We start from the raw sequence: 16,023 nt of genomic DNA, 5'->3' as shown, positions 1-16,023 counted from the left end.
AGGACGCCACCGCGCGATAGGCTCGCGAGGTGGCGTCCTTCTCGTTCGGTGCGGGGAACGCGCAGAAGCTCGCCGCACTCCCGCTCTACGCCGCCGGGCGTCTCGCGACGCTCCTGATTCCGCGGGCACGCGACGAGTGGGTCTTCGGATGCGCCGCGGGCATCGGCGATGGCGCGCTCGCGCTGTGGCAGACCGCGAGCGGGGGAGACCACCGCATGCGGTGGCTCGTCGCGTCGCAACGTGAGGCGAGGGATGCCGCGGCTCGCGGCATCCCGCACGTGCGCAAGAACTCGCTGCGCGGCTTCTGGCGCACGGCGCGCGCCGGCGTCGTCGTCGTGACGCACGGCTTCGGCGACGTCAACCGCTATGCCGTCTCGGGCGCATTCGTCGTGCAACTGTGGCACGGCATCCCGCTCAAGCGGATCGGGCTCGACTCGCCCGAGACCCTGCGGGTGCCGACGGTGCTGCGTCCCGTCGCCGGGGTCGCCCGGCGCGCCCTCGGCGCCATGTTCCGCGGGGCGGCGCAGCGCATCCGGCTGCTGCCGGCCGCATCGCATGTCGTCCGCGGGCGGCTCGAGTCGGCCTTCGCGTTGGGCGATGACCGCATCCCCGTAACGGGCGAGCCTCGCGTCGACGTGCTGTCGCAGGGCACGGCGGACGAGCGTCGTGCGGCCGCGCGGGCGTGCGTGTCGGAGCTCGTCGGCGACATCGCGTCATCGCGGCTCGTGCTCTACGCCCCGACGTGGCGCGACGGCGCCGTCGACCCCGCGATCCCGTCGGCGGAGCAGTGGCGCGTGCTCGTCGACGCGCTCGGAGAGCACGACGCCGTGCTGCTCGTTCGCTCGCACCCCCTCGGGGCGGGCGAGTACGCGCCGCCCTTCACGACGGACCGGGTGCGCGCCATCGGAAGCGATCTCGTTCCGGATGTCACGCCGCTGCTGCCCGGCCTCGACGCGCTCGTGACCGACTACTCCTCGCTCGTCTTCGACGCCGCACTCGTGCCGCTCCCGGTCGTGTATCTCGCGCCCGACCTCGCCGAATACGCGCGACGTCGCGGCTTCTACGGCACGTACGCCGATGTCGCCGGCGACGATGCGGCCGAGAGCTGGACCGACGCGGCGGAGCAGCTCTCGCGGCTGCTCGGCGACGACGACGAGGATGCTCGGCGGCGAGGTCTGTCGCGTGCCGTGAGCGCGCGCTTCCACGCCTTCCGCGACGGGCGGAACGCCGAGAGGGTGTACCGTGCGATTCTGGCCCGTCACCCGCGGAGGAGAGGACGACGATGACCGACGCGAGGTTCGACGCTGCCGCGGGGGCGCCCGCCCTCGTGCTCTCGGGGACCGGTGAGCGACCGGCATCCGTCGATCTCATCGGCTCGCGCGCACGCACGTCGGCGACCCTCACGGGGCGCGGCAAGACCTGGCGCGCGATCGTGCCGCTCGTCGCGTCACGGTGGGGAGGGCCCGCGCTGCCTCTTCCGATCGGGACCTACCGGCTCGAGGTGTCGGGTATCGAGCCGGGTGAGATCCCGGCGCTGCCGCTGACGCAGCTCGGTCCGCTGCGGGCGAGTCTCGACGGGCGCACGGTGCGCGTCGGACCGCCGATCGACCCCGCCTACGACTCCGGTGAAGGGCAGGAGGCCCTCGAGCGCCGGTATGCCACGCGACCGACGAGCCTCGAGAACGCCGTCTTCTTCGAGAGCTTCTACGGCCGCAACGCCAGTTGCAATCCGCTCGCGATCGATCGCGAGCTGGCACGCCGCGCGCCGCACGTGACGCGGTACTGGAGCGTCGTCGATCTCTCGGTGCCCGTGCCGGAGGGCGGCATACCCGTCGTGGACGGCAGCCCGGAGTGGTGGCGTGCGCGCGGTGCATCCCGTCTGCTGGTCGTGAACGACTGGCTGCGTCGCCGGTTCGCCCGTCGCCGCGGTCAGATCGTGCTGCAGACCTGGCACGGCACACCCCTCAAGCGGCTCGCGCTGCACCGCCCCGGGTTCGACCCGCGGCGCATGGCGGCCGTCGTGAAGGAATCGCGTCGCTGGAACGTGCTGCTGGCGCAGAATCCGTACGCCGCGCGCGTCCTCGGCAAGGCGTACGCATTCCTGCGTCGCCCGATCTGGGTCGAAGGCTATCCGCGCAACGACGTCCTGACGACCGGTGACGGCGCGGCGACGCGTCGCGACCTGGGGATCGGCGCCGACGAGAAGGTCGTGCTGTACGCGCCGACCTGGCGCGATGACCGCGAAGAGATCGTCGACTTCATCGATCCGGCGGCGCTCGCCGTCGCCCTCGATGCCGTCGTCCTCGTGCGAGGACACTCCCGCACGCTCGCACCGGGATCCGACGCGGTCGGCCCCCGTGTCGTGGATGTGACGGGGTTCCCGGACACATCGCTGCTGCTGCTCTGCGCCGATGCGCTCGTCACCGACTACTCATCGATCATGTTCGACTACACCGTGACGGGCAAGCCGCTCTTCTTCCTCGTGCCCGACATCGAGCACTACCGCGGTGAGCTGCGCGGGTTCTACTTCGATCTCGCGGCGCACGCGCCGGGGCCCGTCGTGGGCACGCAGGACGAGCTCGTCGCCGCGATGCGCGAGCACGATCCGGCCGCGTACGCCGGGAAGTACGCGCGATGGCGCGAGCGCTTCAACGCGCGTGACGACGGGCATGCCGCCGAACGAGTCGTCGCGCGCATCCTGGACCAGGGCTTCGTCGACGGCGCGTAGCGCTACGGCAGGGGAGTGTTGCGGTCGCCGAGACGCGACGTGTCGACGGTGTCGTTCGCGCCGCGCAGCACGCCGATGACGAAGCCCGTCCCCCAAGACAGGTGCATCGAGGGCAGCACCGCGAGCGTCCACAGCTTGTCGCGCCATCCCGTGCCCCCGCCTCGCCCCGCCGCGACGACGATGACGAGCAGCGCGTACGCCGCGATCGGCAGGTAGACGACGGATGCCAGGAGCCCGGGCCACCCGCTGAGCAGCCCCGTCGCCTGCAGCACGCCGACGATGAGCGCGAGCGCGACGACCAGCACGAGCAGGGGAGGAGCGAAGAAGCGCAGCGAGTTGCCGCGGCCGAACCGGCGCACCAGCTCGCCACGCCAGCGCCCCGTCGCGAAGAACTGGCGAACGAGGCGTGACCAGCTCTCGCGCGGCCAGTACGTCACCGACAGCGCGGGGTCGAACCACACCCGGTAGCCGGCGCGCCGGATGCGCAGGTTGAGCTCCCAATCCTCGCCGCGGCGGATCGACTCATCGAAGAGTCCGACCTCTTCGAGCACGGCGCGGCGCATGACGCCGAGGTAGGCCGATTCCGCCTCGCCGGCCTGAGCGCCCCCGTGATAGGCGCCCCCACCCAGACCGATCGGCGAGTTGTATGCCCGGGCGACGGCGCGCTGGAACGGCGCGCGCCCGTCGGCGCGCATGATGCCGCCGACGTTGGCGGCGCGAGTCTCGTCGAGCACCGCCATCGCGTGCCGCGTGTAGCCGGGCTCGAGCTCGGAGTGCGCGTCGACCCGCACGATCGTCGGGTACGCACCCGCGCGGATCGCGAGGTTGAGCCCGACGGGGATGTCGGCTGCGTCGTTGTCGACGAGCACGATCCGCGGCTCGTGGGCCGCGAGCTCTCGCGCGAGTTCGGTCGTGCCGTCGGTCGAGGGGCCGAGTGCCAGTACGAGCTCGATGGGCTCGTCGGCATCCTGTGCGAGCACCGTCTCGACGGCACGCTCGAGATAGTCGCGTTCGTTGAGCACCGGCATCACGAAGGTGACGCCCGATCCCGGATCCACCGCGGGGGCGTCCCTGCGTCCGCGGGAAGTCTCGTGCACCCGTCGATCATGCCAGACCAGCCCGTGGGTACCCTGGAGGGGTGGGAGTCGTCTCGGATGCCAAGAAGGCCATCGCGCTCGTGCGGAAGGCGATCACCAATCGCGCCGCCGTCATCGACGTGCGCCGTCGACTGGCCGGTCGTCCGCCGCAGCCGAGCGACCATTTCCGCGTCGCGGTGTACTTCGCCGACGGCGATGTCAACATGTACCAGATGCGGCAGTGGTACCGACCGCTGGCCGAACTCGCCAAGATCTGGCCGGTCGTCGTGCTCAGTCGCGCCGCGACGGGTGCGCAGGCGCTCGTCGCCGACGGTGCGCTGCCGGTGGCGTTCGTGCCGACCGTGCGCGACCTCGAGGGCTACCTCGCGACACAGGACATCCGCGTCGTGCTGTACGTCAACCAGAACACCCGCAACTTCCAGATGTTCCGGTACGGCAGACGCTGGCACGTGTTCATCAATCACGGCGAGTCCGACAAGATGTACATGACCACGAATCAGTACAAGGCGTACGACTACGCCCTCGTGGCGGGGGATGCTGCGCGGCAGCGCCTCGCGCGCGTGCTGTGGGACTACGACATCGAGGCCCGCACGATCGAGATCGGGCGTCCGCAGGCCGACCACTACTCCGGCATGCTTCCTTATACTCCCGACGGGCGGACGGTCGTGCTGTACGCCCCGACATGGGAGGGCGACCGCCCCTCGGCGCACTACGGGTCGATCGTGACGCACGGCGAAGCGCTCGTGGACGCACTGCTCAGCTCGGGCGAGCATCGAGTGATCTACCGCCCGCATCCGCGTTCGGGAGTCGTGGATGCCGCCTACGGTGCCGCCGACCGGCGGATCATCGCGGCCATCGCGGCGGCGAACGACCGCGACCCGTCCGCGCATCACGTCTACGACGACGGCCCGGAGCTCGGGTGGCAGCTCGCGGCGGCCGACGTCGCCGTCGTCGACATCTCCGCCATGGTCTACGACCGTCTTGCCGCCGACAAGCCGCTGCTCATCACGCGACCCGTCGACCCCGACGCGGTGATCGACACGCACGGCTACCTGTCGGCGTGCGAATGGCTCACGGTCTCGGCCGCGCCCGACATCGTCGCCGAGACGGCGCGGGTCCTCGGCGATCCCGATGCGACGACCCGTCTCGATCAGTGGGCGAGGCACTACTTCGGCGACACGGCGCCGGGGGCCGCGACGGCGCGGTTCCACGACGCGATCCGTCGGCTCATGGCGGAGTGGGAGACCTGGCACGCCCGCGCGGCGACCGACGGGAGCGAGCAGATCGAGTCCGACGAGGCCGAGCTCGACGACGAACTCACCGCCTGACCCTTACCGCGAGACTGCACGGGGAGGCCGAGACTGCGGGTATTACCCGCAGTCTCGGCGTCCCGTTGCAGTCTCGCGGGTTCCGGGGTCGGGGCCCGGGGGTCGGGGCCCGGGTCCGGGTTCCGGCATGCGGGGGTCGGGGTCTGGGGGCCCGGCATGCGGGGCCGGGGGCCGGCGGGGCGCCCGTCCGGGTCAGGACTCCGGGGCGGGGAGGGGGACCGAGACCGAGACCGAGGCGGTCGAGTCGGGGGCGAGGCCCAGCGAATCGAGCGACGTCGACGCGTCGAGGTGCGCGGCGGGCGGCTGCGCCTTCGCCGGCTCCGAGGGCAGGCCCGCCCACTCGGTGGGCTCTTCGGGGCGTTGCTGGAACAGTCCCATGTCCGTCTCCGTTCAGTCGTCGCCGTGGTCGTCGGGGTCTGCGCCGGCCGCGATCTCGCCGGTGCGCCGGCGCGGCGTCACGGCACGTCCGACCGTGCGGGCTGCCCCACCGACCGTGCGGGCTGCCCCACCGACCGTGCGGGCTGCGCCGCCGACCGCCGAGGCGCCCTTCGCGACGCCGCCGGCGATCGCGCCGCCCGCGCGGCGCACGGCGCGTCCGGCGGTGGCCTCGAGCGAGGCGGCGCCGGGGCGCGGCTCGAGTTCCGCCGGAAGTGTGAGCGGCGGCATCCCGAAGGCGCGCCGCGAATTGACCAGCACGCGTCGCCCGAGGATGTTGTTGCCCGCACCGCCGACGACGGCGCCCACGCCGAAGGGCAGGGCCTTGCCGATCCACGAAGCGCCGCCGCGCGTCGCGAACTGCCGCACGAACGCCGTCTTGAGCCGATCCACGAGCGGCCCGACCGCCGCGCGGGGGAGCGTCTTGGTGACCAGCTCGCCCCAGTATCTGTCGCGCCCGAAGCCCTTGCCCGACGCCTGCCCCGCAAGCTGGGCGACGAGGTCGGTGCCCTCCTTGCCGAGCATGAGCGTCAGCACGAGCGCTCGCGCACGCTCCGGATCGGCGACGGGGATGCCGTGCACCTCGGCGACGGACTGCGCGAACAGCGTGGTCGCCTCGAGGAACCCGACGGTCTCGACCCCGCTCAGCGCGAGCGTCACGCTCGTGCCGACGCCCGGGATCACGGCGGTCGCCCCCACGGCGGCGCCGCCCGTCGTGACGGCGGCGAGATAGCGCCGCTCGAGGATCCGGACGATTCCGTCGCTCGTCGCGTGCGGATGACGCAGACGGATGCTGCGCAGGTGCGCCAGCACCGCCGGTCGCTGTATCGCGAGCACGCGGTCCAGCAGGCGCACGGCCCGCGGGTGCTCCTCTGAGCCGACGGGCGGAAGTCCTCCCGCCCAGGGAGCGTCCTGGGGCAGGGAGTGGATGCGGTGCACCTTCTCGGCCATCACGCCGATCCTAGGATCGCCACTGTGGATGCCCGCTGAGATCAGACGAAGAGGTTCGCGCGCTCGAGGTCCTCGGCGAAGTCCACCTCGACCGCGTACAGGTCGGAGATGTCCATCGGCTCGAGCAGCAGTCCGTCTTCGGCGATGGCGAGTTCGAGTCCGCGCTCGAAGTAGTCCTGGTCCTCGACGCGCGACAGCTGACGGACGAACGCCTTCTTGTCGGCGCTGGAGATGTAGTTGATGCCGACAGCCTCGCCGATACCGCCCTTGACCGTCTTGGAGAGCTCGTCGATGAAGCCCTCGGCCGTGACCGTGTACTTGACCTCTTCATCGCTCACCTTGGCGGTGTTCACGGTCACGAAGGACTGGTCGCGCTGGATGAACTCGATCGCGCGCCCCAGAATGCGGGGATCGAAGACGACGTCGCCGTTCATCCACAGCACGCCGCTGCGGCCGGTCTTCGTGAGCGCGCGCAGCAGGCTCTTGGACGTGTTCGTCTGGTCGTAGCGGTCGTTGTAGACGTAGTCGGCCGAGGGGAAGGCCTCGACGATCGTCTCGGCACGGTAGCCGACGACGGTCGTGATGCGCGCTTCGTCGCCGAACGCGGCTCGGATGTTGTCGTGCTGCTGCTGCATGATGCTGCGGCCGTCGTTCAGCTCGGTCAGCGGCTTGGGGAGGCTGCGGCCGAGCCGCGAGCCCATGCCGGCCGCGAGGATGACGGTCTGAAGAGTCACGTTCTGCTCCTGGAGTGTGAGGTTCATCGACTGTTCGCCGACACGACACTCCTTCGTGCCGGCGTCAATGCTAACGACGGTGTCTGGGAAGGGGCAGGATGCTTGACCGTCGTTGCAGATTCGTGATAGCCGAACTGTCCGAAACGTGATGACATCCATTGCGATCATGTCGCACCCGGTTGATACCGTTGAACGGTGACAGCCTTTCTGCCGGTGCCACACGAGCCGCTTCCGGACGAGCCGGAAGAGACTGTCACGCACGGGAGTGGAGGGCGCATCGTCGAGTTGTCGAAGACACGAGCGTCGTCGGCGGATGCCACGGCCTCGGGCACGCCGAAGAAGCGCGGCTCCCGGCCCTCTCGGACCGCTGGTCCGCGGGCGATGAACCCGGCCGATCCGGGACCCCCGCCGCCGTTGCCTCACGAATTCGGTGATGCCGCCGACACGATCACGGTGCCGCCCAAGCCCGAACTGCCGGCCGACGTCGCCGCAGCCGCTGCGCCCGTGGCGCCGCCTGTTCCGCCCGCCGACGTCGCTGCAGCCGCCGTGCCGGTCGCACCGCCTCTACCGCCCGTGCCGGTCACACCGCCCCTGCCGCCCGCACCGACGCTGCCGCCCGCGGCGGTCGCGCCGCCGAAACCGAACGTCGCAGCCGATGTGGCCGCGGCGGCGTTCGAGACACCGCCGCCCGCCCCGATTTCCGAAGTGACCGAGGTCGAGCCCGACACCGTGGCGACCTCGATCTCGACGGCGGTCGATCCGGGCGACGAGTTCTCCGAAGCCGACATCGTCGAGTCTGGCGTCGAGTCCTCCGACGTCGACACCGTCGTGGCGGACGACGAGTCCTCCGGCGCCGACACCGTCGTGGCGGACGACGAGGTCTCCGAGGCCGACACCATGGAGTCTGGCGTCGAGTCCTCCGACATCGACACCGTCGAACCTGACGTCGAGTCTCCCGACGTCGATCTCGTCGAGTCCTCACCCGAGGCCGCTCCCGAGCCGCGCCTAGCCGATGCCTCGCCCGCGCTCGCGCCTGTCGAAGCGGCAGCGGTGCCTGTCGACGTCGAGCCTGTGCCCGTCGATGTCGAGCCTGTGCCTACCGACGTCGAGCCTGTGCCGGTCGATGTCGAGCCCGTGCCGGTCGACGCCGAGCCTGTGCCTACCGGCGCCGAGCCCGTGCCGGTCGATGTCGAGCCTGTGCCTACCGGCGCCGAGCCTGTGCCCGTCGATGTCGAGCCTGTGCCTACCGGCGCCGAGCCTGTGCCGGTCGATGTCGAGCCTGTGCCGGTCGACGCCGAGCCCGTGCCGGTCGACCTCGAGCCCGTGCCCACCGACGCCGACGTCCTTCTCTCCGGGCTCGATGAGCCGGTCGCCGAACCGGAGTCGTCGGTCGACGACAGCGACGCCCTCGCGGCCGTCTTCGCCGAAGCCCAGGCCGAGCTCGCCGCGGAGGACGACTCGGCGGCGCTGAGCCTGCGCGGCGTGTCGAAGAGCTTCGGCGACACGCGGGCCGTCGAAGAGATCGACCTCACGGTGCCGACCGGCACGTTCTACGGCCTCGTCGGGCCGAACGGCGCGGGCAAGACGACGACCCTGTCCATGATCGCCGGGCTGCTCACCCCCGATCGGGGTGTCATCCGCATCGCCGGCGTGGACGCGGCATCCGATTCTCTTGCCGCCAAGCGGCTCATGGGTGTGCTGCCCGACCGGCTGCGCACGTTCGACCGGCTGACCGGCCGGCAGCTGCTCTACTACTACGGCGTGCTGCGCGGGCTGCCGCGAGCCGTCGTCGAGAGCCGCACGGCCGACCTCGCGCGGGCCTTCGACCTCACCGACGCGCTCGGCCGCGTCGTGAGCGACTACTCGGCGGGCATGCTCAAGAAGGTCATGCTGGCGGGCGCCATGATCCACTCGCCGCGCGTACTCGTGCTCGACGAGCCGTTCGAGGCCGTCGATCCCGTCTCGAGCGCCGTCATCCTCGACATCCTGTCGGCGTACGTCGCGCACGGCGGTACCGTCATCCTGTCCAGCCACGGCATGGAACTCGTCGAGCGCGTCTGCACGCGCGTCGCCGTCATCGTGTCGGGCCAGGTGCTGGCCGAGGGCACGGTCGACGAGGTCCGCGGAGAGCTCACCCTCGAACAGCGCTTCATCGAACTGGCCGGTGGCCTGAGCGACGTGGAGGGCCTCGAGTGGCTGCACACGTTCTCCGGCTGAGGCTCGCGCTGCTCGTCGGCGCGCTGCGGGGGAGCACGGGCCGCACGGCCCGCATCGCGATGGCGCTGATCCTTCTCGCCGCCGTGATCTCCGCGGCCTGCTGGGCGCTCGTGTCGATGACGGATGCCGCGCCCGAAGCCCTTTTCGCCGTCACGGTGATCGGGGGATCGGCGCTCACTCTCGGCTTCGCGCTCGGACCCGTCATCGGCGGTGTCGACGACCCGCTCGATCCGCGCCGCTTCGCACTGCTCTCACTCGCGCACGGACGGCTCGCCGCAGTACTCGCCCTCGTCGGGTTCGTGAGCGTCCCCGTCATGGCCCTGATCGCGGTCGCGGTGACGTCCGCCGTCGTCTGGGGCGAGCACGGGTCGCCGCTCACGGCGGGAATCGCCTCCGTCGTGCTCGGAGTGACGACGTGCGTCCTGATGGCGCGGGTGTTCATGGGACTCACCTCGCTCTTCCTGCGCGAACGGCGGACACGCGAGCTGACGGGACTGTTCGTTCTTCTCGTCGTCGTCGTGCTCGTGCCCACCGGGGTCTTCCTCGGGTCGCTCGAATGGGACGGCACCGTGCCCGCCGCGCTCGCCGATGCCGTCGGTGTGCTCGCCGTGACGCCGCTCGGCGCCGCATGGGCCATCCCGGGCCGCGCGGCCGCCGCCGACGCGGATGTGTGGCCGGCGGTCCTGGTGGCGCTGCTCACCCTCGTGATCCTCGCGGTGGCGTGGCGCTGGATCGTCGGGCGACTGCTCACGACGACGGAGCGTCCGCTGTCGGTGCGCGAGCGCACGGGCCTCGGCTGGTTCGCCGTCGCACCCGGCACCCCGGGTGGAGCGATCGCCGCGCGCAGCCTGCTGTACTGGTCGCGGGACCGCCGCTACCTCATGAACGTCATCGTGATCCCCGTCGCCGCCGTCGTGACGGTCGTGCCGCTGATCGTGGCCGGCGTGCCGTTCGAGACCGCCGTGCTCGTGCCCGTGCTCTTCGCCGCGCTCTTCCTCGGCTGGCTCCCGCACAACGACGTCGCCTACGATTCGACCGCCGTCTGGATGCACATCGCCAGCGGCGTGCGCGGCTGGTCCGACCGCCTGGGCCGGATCGTTCCCGTTCTGCTCATCGGTCTGCCGCTGCTCGCGGTCGCCGTGCCGATCACGGTCGCGCTGCACGGCGATCCCACGGTGCTGCCCGCGCTCGCGGGCGTCACCGCGTCGCTCTTCTTCTCGGCGCTCGGACTCTCGTGCGTCGCATCCGTGCTCGCCCCCTACGCCGTGTCGCGTCCGGGGGAGAGCCCCTTCCAGCAGCCGCAGCGCACGGGCGCGGCCGGCGCGATCTCGCAGACCGTCGTCATGCTCGGTGCGATCGCATGCTCCATCCCGGCCCTGTGGTGGTGCTGGCAGGCGATGAACGGTGATGAGACACGCCTCACTCTCGCGCTGTGGGGCGGGCTCGGCATCGGACTCGGCGTCTTCGTGCTCGGCATCGCGGTCGGGTCGGTGCTCTTCGAACGGCGCGGCGGCCGGGTCATGGAGTTCGCCGAATCGACCGGCTGAGCGGATGCCGCGGCATCCGGATCGCCGCCCTGCAGTGCGGGCACGCCGTTAGACTGGCGAACCATGAGCACCCCTCTCGACAGCCCTGACCAGGGCGGGCTGGCCACCCTCGACCGCGAACTCGAAGAGCTCATCCGTGAGGAATCGATCGAGCCCGGCGATCACGAGCGCTTCTCGCACTACGTCAAGAAGGACAAGATCCTCGAGTCGGCCATCACCGGCAAGCCCGTGCGCGCACTGTGCGGCAAGAAGTGGACCCCGGGGCGCGACCCCGAGAAGTTCCCGGTCTGCCCCACGTGCAAAGAGATCTACGAGTCGCTGAACAAGTAGGCCGTCGGGATCGCGGGGTCGGACCGGCTGAGCGCGAGCGCACGAACGGGTAGCTCTTCGCGCACGCGCCCGTGATGACGGCGCGCCGGCTCGACGCCGTCTCGTCCTTCGAACCCGGGGTCGATCTCGCCGCCCTCGGCGAAGCGCACCTGCAGGGCCCGCGCGTCCGGATGCTCGGCGGGGGTTCGCAGCGCTTCGAAGCCGTCGGACACGACGATGATCTCCTTCGTCGCGGTGCCCTCGTCGAGTTCGCGGAACGCCGCCTTGCGTCCGCCCATCGAGGCCTTGTCGGCGGACGCCTTCGCGACGGGGATCCAACCGCCCGCGGCATCCTGCCGGGCGACGAGCTTGTAGACCATCCCGGCGGTGGGCACGCCCGACCCCGTCACGACCGACGTCCCCACGCCGTACGAGTCCACGGGCGAGGCCGCCAGAGACGCGATCGCGAACTCGTCGAGGTCGCTCGTGACGGTGATCGTCGTGCCGGTCGCGCCGAGTTCGTCGAGCTGCGCGCGCACGTCGGCCGCGACGATCGGCAGGTCTCCCGAGTCGAGCCGTACTCCGCCGAGGCCCGTGCCGGCGACCCGGATCGCCGTCTCGACGCCGCGGCGGATGTCGTACGTGTCCACGAGCAGCGTCGTGTCGACGCCGAGCGCCGCGATCTGCGACCGGAACGAGTCCTCTTCGGAGTCGTGCAGGAGCGTCCACGAGTGGGCGGCGGTGCCCATCGTGGGGATGCCCCACGTGCGCCCCGCCTCGAGGTTGGACGTCGCGGTGAAGCCGGCGATGTAGGCGGCGCGCGCCGCGGCGACCGCCGATGCTTCGCCCGCGCGGCGCGAGCCCATCTCGGCGAGAGGTCGATCGCCCGCCGCGATGCTCATGCGGGCGGCGGCCGTCGCGACGGCGGAGTCGTGGTTCATGACGCTGAGGGCGAGGGTCTCGAGCACGACGGCCTCGGCGAAGGTGCCCTCGAAGGTCAGGATGGGGGAGCCGGGAAAGTACAGCTCGCCCTCGCGGTAGCCGGTGATCGAGCCGGTGAACCGGTACTCGGCGAGGTAGTCGAGGGTTGCGGCATCCACCACCCGTTCGTCGCGCAGGAAGCGCAGTTCGTCGTCGCCGAAGCGGAAGTCGCGGATGAGGCTCAGCAGGCGGCCGGTGCCCGCGACCACGCCGAAGCGGCGCCCGCCGGACAGGCGGCGCCCGAACAGCTCGAAGACGCAGCGGCGCGCGGCCGTGCCGTCGCGCAGAGCCGCGTCGAGCATCGTCAGCTCGTACCGGTCGGTGAACAGGGCGCTGGAGGCGTGCATGCGGGTCAGCCTAGTGAGCCGCGCACGGAGGCCGTCTGCACGATGGAGTGCGGCGCGTGTCGTGTCGCTGGTCTCCGGCAAGGGGGGTCCTGCCGATCGCACGGGATCTGCTGGCGTAGGCTGGGGCATCGTGAATGACGCGCCGATCGGGATCTTCGACTCCGGAGTCGGCGGGCTCACCGTCGCCCGGGCCGTGTCGGCCCTCCTGCCGCGCGAATCGATCCTCTATGTCGGCGACACGGCGCGCTCGCCCTACGGTCCCAAGCCGATCGCCGACGTGCGCCGGTATGCGCTCGAGGTGCTGGACACGCTCGTCGAGCAGGGCGTGAAGATGCTCGTCATCGCGTGCAACACCGCATCGGCGGCGATGCTGCGCGACGCGCGCGAACGCTACGACGTGCCCGTCGTCGAGGTCATCGGTCCCGCTGTGCGCACCGCCATGTCGACGAGCCGCAACGGCCGCATCGGCGTCATCGGCACGGCCGGCACGATCGGCTCCCGCGCCTACCAGGACATGCTCGAGGTCAACGAGCACCTCACCGTCTTCGCCCAGGCGTGCCCGCGCTTCGTCGATTTCGTCGAGGCCGGCGTGACCGATTCCCCCGATGTGCTCGCCGTCGCCGAGGAGTACCTCGCGCCGCTGCGTCACGCGGGCGTCGACACGCTCGTGCTGGGCTGCACCCACTACCCGTTCCTCGAGGGCGCCATCAGCTACGTCATGGGCGAGGGCGTCAGCCTCGTCTCGAGCGACACCGAGACCGCGAAAGACGTCTACCGCCAGCTCGTGTCGCGCACCCTGCTCGCGGGCCCGGATGCCACGCCCCGGCACACGTACGAAGCGACCGGTGCGTCGGCCGATGAGTTCCTGCGCCTCGCCCACCGTCTGATGGGCCGCGAGGTGCGTGATGTGCAGCTCGTGCAGACCGGCGCGATCGACCTTCCCCGACCGACCCCCTGACCCCGATCGTGCAGCCCCGCCCCGGGGACCGCACACCCGAGAGGAACCCCGCATGACCGAGATCGTCCGCGCCGACGGCCGCACGCCCGAGCAGCTCAGACCCATCACGATCGAGCGCCGGTGGAGCGCGCACGCCGAGGGCTCGGCGCTCATCTCGTTCGGGGGCACGAAGGTGCTCTGCACGGCGTCGTTCACGAACGGCGTGCCGCGCTGGCTGACGGGCAAGGGCAAGGGCTGGGTCACGGCCGAATACGCGATGCTGCCGCGCGCGACCAATTCGCGCAACGACCGCGAGAGCATCAAGGGCCGGGTCGGCGGGCGCACCCACGAGATCTCCCGCCTCATCGGCCGCGCCCTGCGCTCGGTCGTCGACACGAAGGCGCTCGGCGAGAACACGATCGTCATCGACTGCGACGTGCTGCAGGCCGACGGCGGCACCCGCACGGCGGCGATCACGGGCGCGTACGTCGCCCTCGCCGACGCGATCGAGTGGGGCCGCGAGAAGAAGTTCATCGCCCAGAAGGCCACACCGCTGTTCGACTCGGTCGCCGCCGTGTCGGTCGGCATCATCGACGGTGAGCCGATGCTCGACCTCGCCTACGTCGAAGACGTGCGCGCGGGCACCGACATGAACGTCGTCGTGACCGGCCGCGGACTCTTCGTCGAGGTGCAGGGCACGGCCGAGGGCGCCCCGTTCGACAAGCGCGAACTCGACGCGATGCTCGAGCTCGGTCTCGCCGGATGCGCCGACCTGCGCGACATGCAGACCGCCGCGCTCGCAGCCTCATGAGCGGACGGGTCGTCCTCGCGACGCACAACCCGCACAAGGTCGCGGAGTTCCAGGCGATCGTCGCGGCGACGCGCCCCGACCTCGAGGTCGTCGGCTACGACGGCCCCGAACCGGTCGAGGACGGGGTCACCTTCGCCGAGAACGCGCTCATCAAGGCGCGTGCGGCGGCTGCCCACACGGGTCTGCCGGCGCTCGCCGACGACTCCGGCGTGTGTGTCGACGTGCTGGGCGGGGCGCCCGGCGTCTTCTCGGCGTACTGGGCCGGTCATGCGAAGGATGCCGTCGCGAACCGCGAGCTGCTGCTCGACCAGCTCGCTGACATCGCCGACCCGCACCGCACGGCCCGCTTCGTCTCGACGATCGCCCTCGTGAACCCCGCGACGGGCGGCGAGGACGTCGTCGAAGGCCGCTGGCCGGGACGCATCGCCCGCGAAGCGGCGGGTGAGGGCGGCTTCGGCTACGACCCCGTGTTCGTGCCCGACGAGCAGCCCGACGGCGCCGCCGCGGACCGCACGGTCGCCGAGTGGACGGCCGAGCAGAAGAACGCCGCCTCGCACCGCGCTCGGGCCTTCACCGCTCTCGTTCCGCTCCTCGAACGGCTCCCGCACGGGTGAGACTGAGAACCGTACTCATTCCCGACTGGCGGCACGATGCCCGGGCGCGAGTGAACGCGGCCTAGCCTGGGCATATGCATGATCACGCGCCGGGCGGCATCCGCGGCGCGAGCAACCGTCGCCTGCTCGCGATCTCGCTCGCGATCACGTCGGTCGTCATGCTCGTGCAGGTCGTCGGGGCCGTGCTCACCGGCTCGCTCGCGCTGTTCGCCGACGCGGCGCACATGTTCACGGATGCCGCGGCGCTGCTGATCGCCCTCGTCGCGAGCGTCGTCGCGGCCCGCCCGGCAGATGACCGGCGCACGTTCGGATACCAGCGCGCCGAGGTGTTCGGCGCCCTCGTCAACGGCGTGATCCTCATCGTGCTGTCGGTCTGGGTCGCGGTCGAAGGGATCCGGCGTCTCGTGGACCCGGGCGAGATCGAGATCCGCGGGGGGCTCATGCTCGTCGTCGCGGTCGTCGGTCTCGTGGCCAACGCCGTCGCCCTGTGGCTGCTCAGCTCGGCACAGCGGCGCAGCATCAACGTGCGCGGGGCGTACCTCGAAGTGCTCGGTGACCTGATCGGCTCGGCCGCCGTCATCGCGGCCGCCGTCGTCATCATCGTGACCGGCTGGGTGCCCGCCGACGCGATCGCCTCGCTGTTCATCGCGGCGCTCATCGTGCCGCGCGCCGTCTCGCTCCTGCGCGAGGTCGCGTCGGTGCTGTCGGAGTCGACGCCGCGCGGCATGCAGGTCGCCGAGATCCGCACGCACCTGCTGAGCAAGGAAGGCGTCGTCGACGTTCACGACGTGCACGTGTGGCAGCTCACGCGCGGCGCGCCGGTCTTCAGCGCCCACGTCGTCGTCGACGAGTCGGTGTTCCGCGACGGTACGGGCGCGCTGCTCGTCGCGCTGCAGGATTGCCTCGCGCACCACTTCGACGTCGAGCACTCGACGTTCCAGCTCGAACCGGCCGGGCACGTCGAGCACGACGCGCACGCGTGAAGCG

At 71.2% G+C, this 16,023-nt stretch carries 15 protein-coding genes; 10 read left to right on the top strand and 5 right to left on the bottom strand.

Annotated features, from left to right (window positions below):
• Positions 1–29 precede the first annotated feature (29 nt).
• Both ACWIBS_RS00525 and ACWIBS_RS00520 read left to right on the top strand, forming a co-directional pair.
• Positions 30–1,286: a CDP-glycerol glycerophosphotransferase family protein gene (locus ACWIBS_RS00525; protein WP_376128406.1), complete on the top strand. Its 1,257-nt coding sequence runs from the start codon at positions 30–32 to the stop codon at positions 1,284–1,286.
• Entirely contained in the window at positions 1,283–2,728 is a 1,446-nt protein-coding gene (locus ACWIBS_RS00520) for a CDP-glycerol glycerophosphotransferase family protein (protein ID WP_376128408.1), read from the top strand. Before ACWIBS_RS00525 ends, ACWIBS_RS00520 begins: the two co-directional genes overlap by 4 nt.
• A 2-nt stretch (positions 2,729–2,730) precedes the next feature.
• Here the strand turns inward: ACWIBS_RS00520 and ACWIBS_RS00515 are convergent, their stop codons facing one another.
• A complete protein-coding gene (locus tag ACWIBS_RS00515) occupies positions 2,731–3,756 on the bottom strand; it encodes a glycosyltransferase (RefSeq protein ID WP_376128415.1) in 1,026 nt (341 codons plus the stop codon).
• Positions 3,757–3,866: 110 nt separating this feature from the next.
• Here ACWIBS_RS00515 and ACWIBS_RS00510 point away from each other — a divergent pair, with 110 nt between their 5' ends.
• Entirely contained in the window at positions 3,867–5,153 is a 1,287-nt protein-coding gene (locus ACWIBS_RS00510) for a CDP-glycerol glycerophosphotransferase family protein (protein WP_376128410.1), read from the top strand.
• Positions 5,154–5,345: 192 nt separating this feature from the next.
• On the opposite strand, the gene ACWIBS_RS00505 is transcribed toward ACWIBS_RS00510, so the two are convergent.
• From ACWIBS_RS00505 to ACWIBS_RS00495, 3 genes are read right to left on the bottom strand one after another with little or no spacing between them, the layout of a single operon-like run.
• Positions 5,346–5,531 carry a hypothetical protein gene (locus ACWIBS_RS00505; RefSeq protein ID WP_376127782.1) on the bottom strand — a complete coding sequence of 62 codons (186 nt, stop codon included), beginning with the start codon at positions 5,529–5,531 and terminating at the stop codon, positions 5,346–5,348.
• Positions 5,532–5,543: 12 nt separating this feature from the next.
• Complete coding sequence (locus ACWIBS_RS00500; RefSeq protein WP_376127784.1) at positions 5,544–6,539, bottom strand: hypothetical protein; 996 nt, start codon at positions 6,537–6,539, stop codon at positions 5,544–5,546.
• A 41-nt stretch (positions 6,540–6,580) separates the two neighbouring features.
• The gene (locus ACWIBS_RS00495; protein ID WP_376127786.1) at positions 6,581–7,273 is read right to left on the bottom strand and encodes a phosphocholine cytidylyltransferase family protein; all 693 of its coding nucleotides are present in this window, start codon (positions 7,271–7,273) and stop codon (positions 6,581–6,583) included.
• Between the two features lie 414 nt (positions 7,274–7,687).
• Between ACWIBS_RS00495 and ACWIBS_RS00490 the strand changes: the two genes are divergently transcribed.
• The 3 genes from ACWIBS_RS00490 to ACWIBS_RS00480 all read left to right on the top strand — a co-directional run bounded on the left by ACWIBS_RS00490 (position 7,688) and on the right by ACWIBS_RS00480 (position 11,367).
• Complete coding sequence (locus ACWIBS_RS00490; RefSeq protein WP_454136268.1) at positions 7,688–9,490, top strand: ATP-binding cassette domain-containing protein; 1,803 nt, start codon at positions 7,688–7,690, stop codon at positions 9,488–9,490.
• Positions 9,466–11,037: a hypothetical protein gene (locus ACWIBS_RS00485; RefSeq protein WP_376127789.1), complete on the top strand. Its 1,572-nt coding sequence runs from the start codon at positions 9,466–9,468 to the stop codon at positions 11,035–11,037. The genes ACWIBS_RS00490 and ACWIBS_RS00485 overlap by 25 nt, the downstream gene beginning before the upstream one ends.
• Before the next feature lie 63 nt (positions 11,038–11,100).
• Positions 11,101–11,367 carry a DUF3039 domain-containing protein gene (locus ACWIBS_RS00480; RefSeq protein WP_376127791.1) on the top strand — a complete coding sequence of 89 codons (267 nt, stop codon included), beginning with the start codon at positions 11,101–11,103 and terminating at the stop codon, positions 11,365–11,367.
• On the opposite strand, the gene ACWIBS_RS00475 is transcribed toward ACWIBS_RS00480, so the two are convergent.
• The gene (locus tag ACWIBS_RS00475; protein ID WP_376127793.1) at positions 11,346–12,674 is read right to left on the bottom strand and encodes a nicotinate phosphoribosyltransferase; all 1,329 of its coding nucleotides are present in this window, start codon (positions 12,672–12,674) and stop codon (positions 11,346–11,348) included. The genes ACWIBS_RS00480 and ACWIBS_RS00475 overlap by 22 nt on opposite strands.
• A gap of 130 nt (positions 12,675–12,804) precedes the next feature.
• Here ACWIBS_RS00475 and murI point away from each other — a divergent pair, with 130 nt between their 5' ends.
• From murI to ACWIBS_RS00455, 4 genes are all read left to right on the top strand, one after another.
• Positions 12,805–13,632 (top strand): glutamate racemase, encoded by an 828-nt coding sequence (murI, locus tag ACWIBS_RS00470; RefSeq protein WP_376127794.1) that lies wholly within the window; start codon positions 12,805–12,807, stop codon positions 13,630–13,632.
• Between the two features lie 52 nt (positions 13,633–13,684).
• Positions 13,685–14,422 (top strand): ribonuclease PH, encoded by a 738-nt coding sequence (gene rph / locus ACWIBS_RS00465; protein WP_376127795.1) that lies wholly within the window; start codon positions 13,685–13,687, stop codon positions 14,420–14,422.
• Complete coding sequence (rdgB, locus tag ACWIBS_RS00460) at positions 14,419–15,036, top strand: RdgB/HAM1 family non-canonical purine NTP pyrophosphatase (protein ID WP_376127797.1); 618 nt, start codon at positions 14,419–14,421, stop codon at positions 15,034–15,036. The genes rph and rdgB overlap by 4 nt, the downstream gene beginning before the upstream one ends.
• A 74-nt stretch (positions 15,037–15,110) precedes the next feature.
• Positions 15,111–16,019, top strand: a complete 909-nt coding sequence (locus tag ACWIBS_RS00455) for a cation diffusion facilitator family transporter (RefSeq protein ID WP_376127799.1) — start codon at positions 15,111–15,113, stop codon at positions 16,017–16,019.
• Positions 16,020–16,023: the final 4 nt, after the last annotated feature.

This window comes from Microbacterium sp. NPDC055442, assembly GCF_053644215.1.
This window is presented reverse-complemented; position numbering and strand designations above follow the sequence as displayed.

Coding starts and splice junctions, on each gene's coding strand:
- ACWIBS_RS00520 (WP_376128408.1), top strand. CDS start 1,283: ATGACCGACGCGAGGTTCGACGCTGCCGCGGGGGCGCCCGCCCTCGTG.
- ACWIBS_RS00480 (WP_376127791.1), top strand. CDS start 11,101: ATGAGCACCCCTCTCGACAGCCCTGACCAGGGCGGGCTGGCCACCCTC.
- ACWIBS_RS00515 (WP_376128415.1), bottom strand. CDS start 3,756: ATGCCGGTGCTCAACGAACGCGACTATCTCGAGCGTGCCGTCGAGACG.
- rph (WP_376127795.1), top strand. CDS start 13,685: ATGACCGAGATCGTCCGCGCCGACGGCCGCACGCCCGAGCAGCTCAGA.
- ACWIBS_RS00455 (WP_376127799.1), top strand. CDS start 15,111: ATGCATGATCACGCGCCGGGCGGCATCCGCGGCGCGAGCAACCGTCGC.
- ACWIBS_RS00475 (WP_376127793.1), bottom strand. CDS start 12,674: ATGCACGCCTCCAGCGCCCTGTTCACCGACCGGTACGAGCTGACGATG.
- ACWIBS_RS00505 (WP_376127782.1), bottom strand. CDS start 5,531: ATGGGACTGTTCCAGCAACGCCCCGAAGAGCCCACCGAGTGGGCGGGC.
- rdgB (WP_376127797.1), top strand. CDS start 14,419: ATGAGCGGACGGGTCGTCCTCGCGACGCACAACCCGCACAAGGTCGCG.
- ACWIBS_RS00500 (WP_376127784.1), bottom strand. CDS start 6,539: ATGGCCGAGAAGGTGCACCGCATCCACTCCCTGCCCCAGGACGCTCCC.